This window comes from Streptomyces sindenensis (assembly GCF_014649035.1).
In the GTDB taxonomy this organism is placed as follows: Bacteria; Actinomycetota; Actinomycetes; order Streptomycetales; family Streptomycetaceae; genus Streptomyces; species Streptomyces sindenensis.
This window is the reverse complement of sequence record NZ_BMSG01000004.1, coordinates 137,305-150,540: the sequence shown is the minus strand read 5'-3', so window position 1 is coordinate 150,540 and position 13,236 is coordinate 137,305. Positions and strand designations below refer to the sequence as shown.

16 protein-coding genes are annotated in these 13,236 nt (G+C 72.0%); 2 read left to right on the top strand and 14 right to left on the bottom strand.

All coding sequences use genetic code 11. From position 1 onward, the window contains the following. Positions 1–41 precede the first annotated feature (41 nt). Complete coding sequence (locus tag IE145_RS07505; RefSeq protein ID WP_189520068.1) at positions 42–551, top strand: GbsR/MarR family transcriptional regulator; 510 nt, start codon at positions 42–44, stop codon at positions 549–551. Between the two features lie 60 nt (positions 552–611). Here IE145_RS07505 and IE145_RS07500 read toward each other — a convergent pair whose 3' ends face one another. The 13 genes from IE145_RS07500 to IE145_RS07440 form a co-directional block, all read right to left on the bottom strand. Beyond that, a complete protein-coding gene (locus IE145_RS07500; RefSeq protein ID WP_189520066.1) occupies positions 612–1,595 on the bottom strand; it encodes a DNA polymerase Y family protein in 984 nt (327 codons plus the stop codon). Positions 1,596–1,600: 5 nt separating this feature from the next. After that, on the bottom strand, positions 1,601–5,101 hold the full coding sequence (gene dnaE / locus IE145_RS07495) for a DNA polymerase III subunit alpha (RefSeq protein WP_189520064.1): 3,501 nt from the start codon (positions 5,099–5,101) through the stop codon (positions 1,601–1,603). Positions 5,102–5,337: 236 nt separating this feature from the next. Further along, positions 5,338–5,838 carry a hypothetical protein gene (locus tag IE145_RS07490; protein WP_189520063.1) on the bottom strand — a complete coding sequence of 167 codons (501 nt, stop codon included), beginning with the start codon at positions 5,836–5,838 and terminating at the stop codon, positions 5,338–5,340. Positions 5,839–5,887: 49 nt separating this feature from the next. After that, the gene (locus tag IE145_RS07485) at positions 5,888–6,298 is read right to left on the bottom strand and encodes a gas vesicle protein K (RefSeq protein WP_189520061.1); all 411 of its coding nucleotides are present in this window, start codon (positions 6,296–6,298) and stop codon (positions 5,888–5,890) included. Between the two features lie 56 nt (positions 6,299–6,354). Next, on the bottom strand, positions 6,355–6,567 hold the full coding sequence (locus tag IE145_RS07480; RefSeq protein ID WP_030586915.1) for a gas vesicle protein: 213 nt from the start codon (positions 6,565–6,567) through the stop codon (positions 6,355–6,357). Then, positions 6,564–7,412: a GvpL/GvpF family gas vesicle protein gene (locus tag IE145_RS07475; RefSeq protein ID WP_189520059.1), complete on the bottom strand. Its 849-nt coding sequence runs from the start codon at positions 7,410–7,412 to the stop codon at positions 6,564–6,566. Before IE145_RS07475 ends, IE145_RS07480 begins: the two co-directional genes overlap by 4 nt. Further along, the gene (locus IE145_RS07470; RefSeq protein ID WP_373296574.1) at positions 7,409–7,864 is read right to left on the bottom strand and encodes a gas vesicle protein; all 456 of its coding nucleotides are present in this window, start codon (positions 7,862–7,864) and stop codon (positions 7,409–7,411) included. The genes IE145_RS07475 and IE145_RS07470 overlap by 4 nt, the downstream gene beginning before the upstream one ends. A gap of 53 nt (positions 7,865–7,917) precedes the next feature. Next, a complete protein-coding gene (locus tag IE145_RS07465) occupies positions 7,918–9,108 on the bottom strand; it encodes an SRPBCC family protein (RefSeq protein ID WP_189520057.1) in 1,191 nt (396 codons plus the stop codon). Continuing rightward, positions 9,101–9,670: a hypothetical protein gene (locus tag IE145_RS07460; RefSeq protein WP_189520055.1), complete on the bottom strand. Its 570-nt coding sequence runs from the start codon at positions 9,668–9,670 to the stop codon at positions 9,101–9,103. Before IE145_RS07460 ends, IE145_RS07465 begins: the two co-directional genes overlap by 8 nt. Positions 9,671–9,721: 51 nt before the next feature. Beyond that, a complete protein-coding gene (locus IE145_RS07455; RefSeq protein WP_069735143.1) occupies positions 9,722–9,979 on the bottom strand; it encodes a gas vesicle protein GvpG in 258 nt (85 codons plus the stop codon). Between the two features lie 53 nt (positions 9,980–10,032). Then, entirely contained in the window at positions 10,033–10,743 is a 711-nt protein-coding gene (locus IE145_RS07450; RefSeq protein ID WP_189520053.1) for a GvpL/GvpF family gas vesicle protein, read from the bottom strand. Between the two features lie 2 nt (positions 10,744–10,745). After that, entirely contained in the window at positions 10,746–11,180 is a 435-nt protein-coding gene (locus IE145_RS07445) for a gas vesicle structural protein GvpA (RefSeq protein WP_189520051.1), read from the bottom strand. Between the two features lie 114 nt (positions 11,181–11,294). After that, complete coding sequence (locus IE145_RS07440) at positions 11,295–11,594, bottom strand: gas vesicle protein GvpO (protein WP_189520049.1); 300 nt, start codon at positions 11,592–11,594, stop codon at positions 11,295–11,297. A gap of 187 nt (positions 11,595–11,781) precedes the next feature. Here IE145_RS07440 and IE145_RS07435 point away from each other — a divergent pair, with 187 nt between their 5' ends. Continuing rightward, positions 11,782–12,072 carry a GlsB/YeaQ/YmgE family stress response membrane protein gene (locus tag IE145_RS07435; RefSeq protein WP_189520047.1) on the top strand — a complete coding sequence of 97 codons (291 nt, stop codon included), beginning with the start codon at positions 11,782–11,784 and terminating at the stop codon, positions 12,070–12,072. 26 nt (positions 12,073–12,098) lie between these two features. Here the strand turns inward: IE145_RS07435 and IE145_RS07430 are convergent, their stop codons facing one another. After that, the gene (locus IE145_RS07430) at positions 12,099–13,208 is read right to left on the bottom strand and encodes a YihY/virulence factor BrkB family protein (protein WP_189520045.1); all 1,110 of its coding nucleotides are present in this window, start codon (positions 13,206–13,208) and stop codon (positions 12,099–12,101) included. Positions 13,209–13,236: the final 28 nt, after the last annotated feature.

Here is a 13,236-nt window from a genome sequence, read left to right as displayed (position 1 = left end):
GGCACACGAGCGCCGGGAACCACGGAGACCGGGGTCAGACGATGGATGAGCGGCGGACGGACAACCGCACGCACGACGACGAGGCGGCGGCGGCCGTCTCCCGATTCGTGGAGCGGTTCGCCGCCCAACTGGTCCAGGCGGGCATGCCCCGCATGCCGGCCCGGGTCTTCGCGGCCCTGCTCTCCTCGGAACAGGGCGCACTCACTTCCGCCGAGCTGAGCGGGCAGCTGAAGGTCAGCCCGGCGGCCGTGTCGGGAGCCGTACGCTATCTCGCCCAGGTCAACCTGGTCAGCCGCGAGCGGGAGCCGGGGTCCCGGCGCGAGCGCTATCGCGTCCAGGGCGACCAGTGGCACAACGCACTGCTCGAACGGGACACCTCTCTGAGAAACTGGCAGACCACGATGCGGGAGGGCGTGGAGCAGTTCGGACTCGACACCCCGCAGGGCCGCCGGATCAACGAGACCCTGGAGTTCTTCCTGTTCCTGGACAAGGAGCTCGGCTCGCTGATGGAGCGGTGGGCGGCACACCGGGCGGAACACCTCGGCGACTGAGGGGCACGGGCGCGTGATGGCCGCGCGCCACGGTCGCGGGACCCGGTACCCCAGGGACGCTCACCGCATCCCCGCCGTACTGGCGGGCCGTACCGCGCCCGCCCCGAAGCGGGCCCGGGCGCGGTCGGCCGCGGCTTCGATGCGGCGGGCCCGGTCGTCGTCGGGGCCGAAGGTCAGCTGCCGGGAGGCGGAGGCCGCGTCGCCGAGGTCGCCCGCGCGCAGGGCCAGCGAGCGGACCCGGGCCCGCTGGAGTCCCAGAGCGCCGTGCAGCGTGTGGGCCGCGGCGCGGAGTCGGGGGGTGTGTGCGGTGGCCTCGGAGAGGGTGCGGCTGCGGGTGATCGACGTGTGCCCCGTACGGTCGGCGTACTGGACGGTCAGGGTCAGCACCCGGCAGGTCTGCCGCTCGTCGCGGAGGCGGGCGCCGAGCTGTTCGGTCAGGTGGGTCAGGGCGGCCTGTCGGCGGGCGGCGTCGGACTCGTCGCGTTCGAAGCGGTGTTCGGCGTCGACCGTTCGGGGCGGGGCGCCGGAGCGGACGCGGGTGGGGTCGATGCCGGCCGCGCGGTCGCGCAGTTCCCGCCCGGAGGCCGCGCCCAGGATGCGCTGGAGGGTGAGCAGCGGGGTGGCCGCGATCCGGTCGGCGGTGCGCAGGCCGTACGAGGCCAGGGTGCGCGCGGTGGCCGGGCCGACGCCGGGCAGCGCGGAGGCGGGGAGCCCGGCGAGGAACCGGGTGACGGCCTCGGGGTCGTCCGGGACCGTGCGGATGGCGCCGGGCTCCCCGCGGTGGGCGGCGAGCCGGGCGAGCAGCGGGTTGGGGCCGATGCCGACCGTCACGTCGAGGCCGTGGAGCGCGGCCGCGCGCATCCGGATCAGGGCCGCGAGCCCGGCGGCGTCGCGGTCGAAGTAGCGGGTGCTCCCGGACACGTCGGCGAGGGCCGCGTCCGGCGGCAGGGCCTGGGCGACGGGGGTGAACTCGCCGACCATGTCGAGGAGTCGGCGGTATACGGGGTCCGGCTGCGGGTCGCCGAAGTGGAGGTAGAGGATCATCCCGGTCACCCCGCGCTTCCGGGGCTCGCGTGGTGGAAGGACCGTCCGTCCAGCGCGTCGAGGGCGGGCAGGGTCGCGGAGGCGGGTGCGCCGGGCGGCTGGAGGTCGGCCCAGGGGTGCAGGGCGTACCCGTTGGGCTGGGTGAGGGTGCGGCGCGGCACGGCCCGGCGCGGGGTGGACTCGGCGCGGGTGAGCCGGTCGGCCACGGCGGCGGGGCCGCCCTCGCGGTACAGGTCGATCAGCTCGGCCAGGTTCCAGGCGGCCGTGCCGGTGATGCTGAAGGCGCGCGGCGGACGGCGGGCGAGGGTGCCGCGGACGAGCAGCAGGCTGCTGTGGAACACCGTATGGGCGCACCGCCCGTGGCTGTCCTCGAAGAACGCCAGGTCGGACAGGCCGGTGGGGTCGTCCAGGGTGGCGAAGATGACGCGCTTGCCGGAGCGGATCGGCGGGGTCTGGGTAGCGACCTTGACGCCGGCGACGAGCACGGTGGAGCCGTGCCGCAGGCCCGCCAGCTCGGCGGCGGGGGTCGCCCCGATGGCGGCGAGCAGGGAGCGGTGCTCGTCGAGGAGGTGGTGGGAGATGTCCATGCCGAGTACGTCGAGTTCGGCGGCGAGCTGTTCGGACGCGTCCATGGCCGGCAGGCCCGTGACGGCGTCGGCCGCGCTGTCGTCCTCCACCCCGGGTGCGTTCTCCGCACCGCCCGCGTCCTGTGCACTCCCCACCTCCGCCATGGGGAGCTGGCCGGCGGCGGATCCGCCCGCTCCGCGCCCCGCGCGGTGCAGCTCGGCGATCTTCAGCAGCAGCTCGCGGCGGGCCCCGAACGCGCTCAACGCGCCTACCCGGGCGAGGCGTTCGGCCAGCGGGCGGCTGGGCCGGGCGCGCTGCCAGAAGTCCTCGACCGAGGCGTACGGCTGCCCGGCCGCGATGCGTCCGCTCTCGGCCTCGGTGATGCCGCGCACCTGCGCGAGACCGATCCGCACCCCCCATTTACCAGACACCAGTTCGATTATGTGTGCGACCTGGGACCGGTTGACGTCGGGCAGCAGCAGCGGCACCCCGTGGCGCCGGGCGTCCGCGGCCAGGACCCGCTTGTGGTACATCCCCGGGTCGTGCGTGAGCAGCCCGGCGAGCAGGGCCGCCATCCGGTGGGCCTTGAGCCAGCTCGACTGGTAGGCGGGCTGCGCGAAGGCCGCGGCGTGCGCCTTGGCGAAGCCGAAGCTGCCGAAGTTCTCCAGGGTCTTCCACACGTCCCGCACGACCTGGACCGGGTAACCGCGCCCGCGGGCCTGATCGGCGAACCATGCGCGGACCCGGCCCTGCCGCTCGGGGACGGACAGGGCGCGGCGGGCCTCGTCCGCCATGCCCCGGTCGCAGCCGGTCATCGTCGCCATGATCTGGATCACCTGCTCGTGGTAGACCACCTGCCCCTCGGTCTCCGCCAGGATCGGCCTCAGGTCACGGTGCGCGTAACGGGTTCCGCCCCCGCTCTCCCTGGCCTTGAGCAACGGTTCCACCATGGCGGCCGCGACCGGTCCGGGCCGGAACAGGCTGATGTCGAGCGCCAGGTCGCCGAACGACCGCGGCCGCAGGTTCCGCACCAGCTCCCGCTGTCCGGGACTCTCCAGCTGGAAGGTGCCCAGCGTGTCCCCGGAGGAGATCAGGTCGTACGTCGCCGGGTCGTCCGGCGGCACCTGTGCGGGATCGTCCAGGTCGACGGGTTCGCCGGTGACGCGTTCGATCTCGGCGGCCGCGTGGGCGAGCGCCGACTGCATCCGTACACCGATGACGTCGATCTTCGGGTGTCCGGTGTCCTCGATGTCCTCCTTGTCGAACTGGGACATGGCGATGTTCTCCACGGTGGTCGGCGCCATCGGGGTACGCCGTCCCAGCGCCGCGTCGGAGACGAGCAGCCCGCACGGGTGCATCGCCGCCTCGAACGGCAGCTCGTCGAGCGCCTCCACCAGCTCCCAGAGCCGCCCGTGGTCCTCGGCGGCGACCTCGCGCAGCTCCGGCAGCTCGGCGAGGGCGGCCCGCACGTCCTTGGCCCGGATGTGCGGGAACGCCTTGCCCAGCCGGGCCGCCCGGTCCGGGGCCATGCCGCGGGCGCGGGCCACGACCTCGATCGCCCCGCGCGCCCGGTAGGTCTTGTAGACGGCGAGCGTCGCCACCCGGTCGGCCCCGAACCGCTCCCGTACCGCTTGGTAGACCTCCAGGCGGCGGGCGGACTCGACGTCCAGGTCGATGTCGGGCAGGGCCGAGCGGTGCTCGGACAGGAAGCGCTCCATCACCAGGCCGTGCGCCACCGGGTCGACCGGGCTGATCCCCAGCAGATGCGTGACCAGCGAGCCCACTCCCGAGCCGCGCGCGGCGACCCGGACGCCGAGCCGCCGGGCCTGTGCCGCGACCTCGGCGACGGTCAGGAAGTATCCGGCGAAGCCGTGTCCGGCGATGATCCGCAACTCGTCCTCCAGCCGGTCCCAGCGCTCTCCCTCCCGGTGGTAGCCGCGGCCGAGCATGCCCGCCGCGCACCGGTCCGCGAGCGCCCGGTCCGCCGTATCGGCGCTCGCGCCGACGAGCTCGGGCTCGGGAAGGTTCAGCCGGCCGAGTCCGAACGCGCCGCCCGGATCGACCACGCAGGCCTCGGCCGTCTCCTCGGTGGCCGCGAGCAGCCGCCGCGCGTCCTCGCCCCGGCCGCCCGCGGCCTCCACGATCCGTCCGGCGATCCGTTCCATCTCCCCGGTGTCCTTCAGCCACCGCTGCCCGGTGTCGAGCCGGGACGCGTCACGGGCGTCGATCGGCACCAGGAGGCGGGCGGAGTCCAGGATGTCGGCGACCTCGCCCCGGTCCGGGTCGGCGTAGCGCACGGCGTTGGTGAGCACCGGGGTCACCTGCTGTTCGGTGGCGAAGCCCAGCATGCGGGCGGCCAGCCGCAGCGATCCCGGGCCGGTGCCGGACCGCCCGTGCCAGGACGTCGCGATCCGCAACGACCCGCCGAACCGGGTCCGCCAAGGGCCCAGCAGGGTCGCGGCCCGGTCCGGCCGCCCCGAGGCCAGCGCCTGCCCCACCTCGGAGTCCGCCCCGAGGAGGACGAACAGCTCGTCGTCCGGACAGGACAGGTCCTCCCAGGTGACGCCCTGGTCCGACGCCGCCGTCACCAGTCGGCACAGCTCGGCCCAGCCGCGTTCGGTGCGGGCCAGGAACACCGCGCGCTGCGGTGCCTCGGCGACGAACGCACCGCCCCGGGAGGGAGCGGTCCGCTGCCGTTTCACCGGCCCGGGGCCGGACGCCGGCATGCCGGGCACCGCCAGATCGACGCCGAACAGCGGCCGGATCCCGGCCTCCGCACACGCCTTGGCGAAGCGCACCGCGCCCGCCAGGGAGTCCCGGTCGGTCAGCGCCAGGGCGTCGAGGCCCCGCTCGGCGGCCCGCTCGGCCAGCGCGGACGGGTGACTGGCCCCGTAGCGCAGCGAGTAGCCGCTCGCGGCATGGAGGTGCGTAAACGACATACACACCTCCTGTTGCTCATGACCCCTCTTTTCGGATCTTTGCCCTCTCATCCCGATTCATCGGGATGAGGAAGAAGCACTCTAACCCCATGTTCGCATATTCGTTCGAATCCAGGGTCGGGAGACAGGCCGGACGGGAAAGAGGCAGGGGCCTGGACGTGGGGCGGGGCCGGAGAAGATCTCTCCGGCCCCGCCCCACGTCCAGGCCCCTGCCCGGCGTTCTTCCGTTCTCGCTGTCAGATCCGGCCGCGCGCCAGTCGGGTCAGCGGGCCCGTCGGAGGCTTCGCGGTCGAACGGCCGATGGCGAACGCCGCTCCGGCCACTCCGGCCACACCCGCCGCGGCTCCGGCGGCGACCGCCTTCCGGTGCTTGACGACCGCCCACGCCGTGGTGGCCGCGCTCGCGGCCTTGGCCGCGTTGGCGGTCACGGCCTGCTGCCCGCTCTGGAAACCGGCGGCAGCGGCACGGCCGACACGCCGAGTGGTCTCACCGGCCGCCGACGCGCTGTCCGAAGCCGCGCCCTTGGCACTCCCGGCCGCGCCCTTGGCGCCCTCGGCCGCGGACCGCGCCTCTCCGGCCTTCGCGTCGGCCTGCTCGCCGGCCTTCTCCGCGGTGGCGTCGGCCGTCTCGCGGGCCGAGGCGGCCGACTTACGGGCAGTCGCGGCCGACTTGCGGGCGGTGGCGGTCCTCCCCTTGCTCGGGGTGGAGTTCTTTGCGTCCTTGTCGTCAGTGGTCATGGCCTCCTCCTTGCCTTGCGTCGTGTGATGAAACCTGGGTCCGAGCCGTTCAGGCACCGTTGTGCGGCAGCAGTGAGCCGAGCGGCCCGAGGTCGAGATTGAGGTCGTCCATCGTCAGGTCGTAGCGGTCGCACAGCTCCGTCATGCGTTCGTGCAGGATCATCAGCGTCATCCCGATCCGCTCTTCCTGGAGTTCGCTCAGGTCGCCCTGGTCGACGCGGTGGATCGCGGTGCGCTCCATGAGCTGGCGAAGCAGTTCGACGATGGTGAGCACCAGCTTGACGAGGTCCCGTTCCACGGTCTCCGGATCGGTGTGCAGGCGCTGGGCCGCCGCCGAGGCGTGGTGGTCGTCCGGTTGCGCGGGGCTGAGCCCGAACGCCTGCGCCGCCGCTCGTGCCACCTCCTCGGCCGCAAGGGCAGACGCGCCCGCCGGGCCTCGTGCTCGGTCGTCCTCGGTCATCGGGTCCCCCTCCTTCCCGGGGTGGGCCGGGCGGGGTGTGTCACCGGTCAACGGCCTCACCACGGCCCCGGCTCCTCACCGGTGATCGACCGGATCACCGCTCGCAGGTTGATGTGGACGAGGTCCACGTCGGCGATGGACAGGACGAGGTCCCCGGTGAGCACGGCCCCGCCGTTCAGCAGGCGGTCCAGGAGGTCGATCAGGGCGACGGGCGGGCCGCCCCGGGGCTCGCTCTCACCGAGAACGCCGCCGATGACGTCCGTGCTCACCGTGGGCCACCGCCGTCCGCGCCCTCCGCCGTGACCGCGGTCGCGAAGGAGTAGGGCGCCCACGGTCCCGTCACCTCGACCGCCACCCCGGGTACGTCCTCGGCCAGTGCGGAGAGCTCCCGGCGGAGCCGCTCCGTGTGCTCCCGGGGGACGAGATAGGCCTCGTTGACGACGTTCACCCCGGGCCGGGAGGCCAGCTGCCCCTGCTGCGGGCGGTGCACCGCCCGTGAGGCGGCCACTCCCTCCGCCAGTCGCGCGGCACGGGCGGCCAGTTCGGACGCCGTCCGGTAGGCGTCCTGGCTGTCGCGCTGCTGTGCCTGCCGCTGCCGGAGATAGGCGCGGCCCGCCCCGGCACCCGACGGCGTCACGGTGGCCGGGGCCGGCGCGGCGGCCGTACGGGGATCGGCGTAGACCTTCACCCCCAGCTCCACATGGCCCTCCAGACGGACCAACAGCTCCCGGAATTCACTGCGCTGCCTGACCAGCATGTCGGCCACCCGGGCATCGTCCAGATAGACCGTGGCCAGCCGCATCGGCAGCACCGAGGTCTCCGCGAACGCGGCGTCCACCACCGCGTGGTGAGCCCGGGCCACGGCTTCGAGCCGGTCCAGATCCTCCATCTGCGCGGTCAGGCCCTGCTCGCTGAACGTGTCCGACGGCACGCCGGAGACGAGTGCGCACAGCCCGCCCCCTTCCACGGGGCGCAGGGGCCGGCCGTCCACGCCCGGCAGCCGGGCGGCAAGGCCGTCCAGGGCGGGACCCGCGCGGCCGACCGCGTAGACGTAGCTCATCTCCCCGATGCCCCCGCCCGGGGCGCCGACGGATGCGTGCGGTCCGGTGTTCATCGTCGCTCCTCCTCTTCGGCGGGGGCCGCCTGGGCGTCGGCCGCAGCGGAGCCCGGGAGCCCGGCGACCGCCCGTAGACGGGCCAGTTCGGCACGCAGCTGCTCGTTCTCCTCGGCCAGCGCGTTCCTCCCGGTGCCGGCCTCGGCCTCCCGTGCGGGGTGGTTCCCGGTCTCCTGCGCGGGGCGGGCCCGTGAGGAGAGCGAGGGGTCGTGCTCCCACCAGTCGATGCCCATCTCCTTGGCCTTGTCGACGGAGGCGACGAGCAGGCGGAGCTTGATGGTGAGCAGTTCGATGTCGAGCAGATTGATCTGGATGTCACCGGCGATGACGATGCCCTTGTCCAGCACCCTTTCCAGGATGTCGGCGAGGTTGGCCGACGAGCCCTGCTGCCCGTATGCCGGGCCGGCCCCCCGGGGCGGGGCCGGCATACGGCCGGCGAGTGATTCGGACACGGTGTCTCACGCCTTTCCGTGGGGTGTCGGTGCGGGTCTGTGCGCGAGCCCGGTCACCGGTCGGCGGTGGCCGTACGGCGTCGGGAGCGGCGGGCCGGCCGAGGCTCCTCCTCCGTCTCGTCGTCTGCCGCTCCGTCGTCGTACTGTTCCTCGGCGTCCTCGTCCGCGGACTCCTCCGCCGGCTCCTCCAGCTCGTCCACCGGCTTGTCGTCCTCAAGGACCTCGGCGTCCTCGGCGTCCTCGTCGACGAACTCCTCGTCCTGCGGCTCTTCGTCCTCGTACGCGAGGTCGTCGTCCTCGAAGCCGTCGTCCTCGGGGGCGTCGTCCTCGTCGCGGGGCTGCCCGTCCTCGTACGCGTCGTCGGGCGAGTCCCCATCGGGCTCGATGCCCTCGTCGTCCGGGGCCTCCTCCTCTTCGAGCGCCTCGTCGTGCCCGACGACGACCTCTCCGTCACGGATCTCGCCGCGCCAGCTGTCGGTCGCCTCACCGCGCATCATGATGAACTTGCGGTAGAGCTTGAGGTCGAGCCGGGCGCGGCGGCCCTGGGCCCGCCAAATGTTGCCGGTCTTCTCGAACAGCCCCTTGGGGAAGTATTCGAGAACCAGCAGGACGCGGGTCAGGTCGTCGGTGATCGCGTGGAAGGTGACCACGCCCTTGACGGTGCCCTTGGCGCCTTCGGTGGTCCAGGTGATGCGTTCGTCGGGCACCTGCTCGGTGACGTTCGCCTTCCAGCTGCGGGTCGACTTGGCGACCTTCACCTTCCAGTTGCTGGTGGTGTCGTCGGCCTTCTCCACGCTCACGACACCCTTGGCGAACGAGCTGAACTCCTGGAACTGGCTCCACTGGTCGTACGCCTCGCGGACCGGTACACCGACGTCGATGTCCTCCACGATGGTGACGCTCTTGGACGTGCCCCCGCCGGACTTGCGCCCCTTGCCGAACCATCCCTTGACCTTGTCCTTGACGGTGTCCTTGAGGTGGGAGGCGCCCGCGCTCAGGGCGGCCTGTCCGGGGGATTTGCCTTCGCCGAGAGCCTGGCCGCCCTTGGCCAGGCCCTTGAGGGCGCCGCCCCCGCCGCCCGGCTCCGCGAGCTTGGACACCGAGTCGCCGAGACGGTGCCCCAGTTGGGTCACCGCGTGCTCGGCACGGGCCCGCACGTAGTTCTGCAGTTCTTCCTTGAGGCGGTCGGTGGCCGGGTTCTTGACCACGTCGTCCTTGAGGCTGCCGAGGGTGGATTCAGGCATCGTCGCCTCCCCGGGCCTTGCGGCCGCCGGACGCGGCGGTCTTGCGTGCGGCACCGGTGCTCCTGCGCGCGGAGGCGGAGGTCCTGCCCGCTCCCCCGGACCGGCCGCCGCCCGACGAGGACCGGCTCTTCGAAGCGGGCTTGGAGCCGGACGCAGCGGTCTTGCGCGGGGCCCGCTTGCGCTTCTCACTCCGGCCCGGAGCCCCTTCGTCCCGGTCCGCTCCGGCTCCGTCGTCGTCGTCCGGTTCCTCTTCGTCGGCCTCGGGGCCCGACTCAAGGGCCCGGGTGCGCTGCTGGAGCGAGTCGGCCAGGCTGCCGGCCCGCTGCGTGACGGCCTTGGTGGCCGCGGTCCTGGTGGCGTCCACCAGTTCCTTGCGCACCTGGTCGTTCAGGGACCCCAGGACCGGAGAGTTGGCCAGCGTCCTGCCGAGCTGCCGCGGGTCCAGGTCGAACTTCTTGCCGACGAGGAACATCCCGAACCCCAGGGCGAGTTTGGCCTTCTTCGTGCGGCCCAGCAGGTATCCCCCCACCAGGGCGGCGCCTATCTTGGCGTTCTTCGTCATGTGCGATGCACCTCTGATCTTCCCCCGGACACGTGTGGTTGCGGCTGATGGTCACGGCGCCTGCCGTGCGTTCTGTCGGTACTCCTCGATCTCGTCGAGCCGGTCGAGCAACTCGTCCTCGCGGCGGTCGAACTCCTCGGCGTCGATGAGGCCGTTGTTCAGGTCCTGCTCCAGCTGCGCGAGCCGGGCTCGTACCGGCTCGGGGTCGTAGTACTCCTCCTCGGCGGCGTGGACGACCTGTTCAAGGACCCAGACCGTTCCCCGTACGGGGGCCAGGGGCAAGGTCAGAAGGTCGCTGATGAGACCCATGGCCGGGTCACCTCCGCTCCGTGAGTCCTCGGCGTGAGTCCTCGGCCCGGCGGTCAGACGAAGCTGTACGGGGGCAGCGGCCCCGTCAGGGTGAAGGAGTACGCGTCGCCGCGCTCCTCCGCCTCGCGCCGGACCGCGGCCACGAAGGCGTCGGTCTCCGCCCGAGGCACGAGAAAGGACAGGTTGAGGAACTGCTGCGGGGCCGGCTCGGCGTGCGAGCTGTGGGTGGCGGCGTCTGCCAGGCGGGCGGCGACATCCTCCGCCTCGCGCTGACCGCGGGCGGTCACCTCGCGCGCCACCAGCTCCCCCAGGGCGACCCGGTCGTCGTGGCTGCCCCGGGCGCGCGTCCGTTCGTTGAGCTGCCGGATCTCGTCGGACTCGGTCATGATCTCCCGGAGGAGGTCGTCCTCGTCGCGGCCGGCCTTGAGGTTGTACTCCACCCGGCCGTCCAGTTGTGCGAGCCGCTCCCGGTACGCGTCCGCCTCCCGGTCCAGGGCTGCGACGACCTCGTCGTCACCGGGGCCCACCAGACCGAACCTCATGGGCAGGGTCGCACCGCCCGCCATCAGCGCCTCCAGGACGTTCTGATGGGCCATGACATCGCGTCGCTTGGCACGGAGCCCGTCAGGCGCCTCGCTGACCACCGCGGCCAGCAGGTCGGTGCGCAGGGTGCGCAGCTCCGAGGGCGGGTCTCCCACGCCGTGCAGTCCGCCGAGGGGCAGCGGGTGGTCGGCGCCGGTGATGGCGTAGATGTAGGTGGGCACCGTTACTCCTCGCCTCGCTGGGACTGCCGGCCGGCCGTCGACTTACGGGCCGGGCGCTTACGGGGCTCCTCCTCGGGCTCCTCGCGCTTGCCCTGCAACGACTCGCTGAAAGCCTCGACGGCACCGGTGAGCGCGCCCTTGGACTTGCCCTTGGCACCGTTCTCCGTCATGTCACCGACCAGATCGGTGAGCTGACTCGGCGCCTTGCGGCCGGACTCCAGATCGAGCCGGTTGCAGGCCTCGGCGAATCGCAGATAGGTGTCGACACTGGCGACGACCACTCGCACATCGATTTTGAGAATTTCAATACCGACCAGGGAGACGCGAACGAACGCGTCGATGACGAGCCCTCGGTCGAGTATGAGTTCAAGAACGTCGTAGAGATTTCCCGAGCCGCTCCCACCGGACGTCGCATTGCTCTGCTGGACGAGTGTCATGGGGAACTCCTTTCGGTGATCTTCGTTACGTCTGACGAGTTACGTCGGACCAGTCGCATCGGACCAGTCGCGTCGGACCAGTTACATCGGACCAGTTGCGTCCGACGACGGAATTCAGCGACGGTCGATCTGGCCCCTGGCATAGCGGCGCAGTCGCTCGTAGGACAACAGCGCTCCCTGCGGGTCGAGTTGAACTCGGTAGGAGGCCATCACGCTCATGCTGTCCGGCACCCTCTCCAGCTCGACCACTTCCACGTCCGCCGACCATCCGTCGTCGGTGGCCTTCACCGCGGAAACAGATCCCGGCTCGCACTGGAGCAATTCCGTGAGCTGCGCGGAAGCCTGCCGCATGGCGGTAGGAACGTCGACGCGCTTTCCGTCGTGCCCTTCATCGGTCTTCTTCTCTGTGCTCATCCTTCACCTGTCACCGGGGAAAACCGCTTGCCGATCGGTCTCCGTCGTCCATGGCTGCCATTCGCCTGCCCCTGCGATCCGGACGTATGCGCGAACGGAGCATTCAATGGGGCAACGCGCACGTCGGGCACCGCATTTCGGGGTACGCGGAGCGGACACGTCCGCCACGAACACGAAGGAGTCGGCCATGGAAATATCCGGACTCGTCAGCGCCCTGGTCATCGGGTCGGCGGTCGGCCTGCTGGGGCGCCTGGTCCTGCCCGGCCGGCAGCACATCGGCGTCCTGTGGACGCTCGTCGTCGGCATGGCCGCGGCGCTTCTGGGATCGCTGCTGGCATCCGTACTGGGGGTGGGCGCCACGGGCGGCGTCGACTGGATCGAGTGGCTCATCCAGATCGTCCTGGCCTGCCTGGGCGTGACCGCCCTGGACCGCGCTCTGGCCGGGACCGAACGCCGTCCGTGGAGGCGCGGCGCCTGACGCCCACGGGCGCGTCGCGCGTCCGTTCAGTCGGTCGGCAGGTCGCTGGTGGGGCCTGTCCCACCCATGGCCCTACGGTCCTCGTCGGTCCATGCACGGGTGTCGCGAGGTTCGACGTAGGGCTCCTCGAACGGCGGATGGCCGCCCAGGATGGCGCGCTCGCGGGCCATCTCCGCGTCGAACTCCAGCCCCAGCAGGATCGCCAGGTTGGTGATCCACAGCCAGACCAGGAAGACGATGACGCCGGCCAGTGCTCCGTACGTCTTGTTGTACGAGCCGAAGTTGGCGACGTAGAACGCGAACCCGGCGGAGGCGGTCATCCAGATCAGCAGCGCCAGGACACTGCCCAGGGAGCCGAAGGCGAAGCCACGCCCCTTGGCGTTCGGGGCCGCCCAGTACAGGACCGCCAGTATGACGGCCACGCAGACGACGAGGGCGGGCCACTTGGCGATCGACCAGACCAGGAGCGCCGTGTCGCCGATGCCCAGCAGGGCGCCGAGCTCACGGGCGATTCCCCCGGTCAGCACCACCATCAGAGCGCAGGCGCAGGCAAGGATCATGAGCACCAGGGTGAGTCCGACGCGTACCGGCAACACCTTCCACAGCGGACGGCCCTCGGGCAGGTCGTAGACCGAGTTCGCCGCACGCATGAACGCCGCCACATAGCCCGAGGCGACCCACAGCGCCCCCAGCAGGCCGGCGATCGCCAGCACCGAGCCGGTGCCGCCGCTGCCCTCCAACTGGGTGATGGCGCTCGTCATCACCTCCTTGGCGGCTCCGGGCGCCAGCTTCTCGACGTTGTCCAGCGCCTTCCGCGTGGTCGACTCCCCCGCGATCCCGAGGAGCGAGACCAGCACCAGGAGAGCCGGGAAGAGCGACAGGATCCCGTAGTACGTGAGCCCTGCGGCCCGGTCGGTCAGCTCGTCGCGCTGGAACTCCTTCACCGTCCGTTTGAGGACCGCCCACCACGACGCCCGGCCCAGCTCGGTCGGCGCGTCCGGCGCGTCGCGCTCCACCTGGGCCTCGGGCCCGTTCGGCCCACTCCTGTCCCCTTCCTCCGTCCGCTCCGTCCCCCCGCTGCCGCCCGGGGCCGGCCTGTGCGGGGAACCCTGCTCACTGCGCTGTTCGTCGGCCATGGACGGCGGCTACCCCCGACAGCGTCGA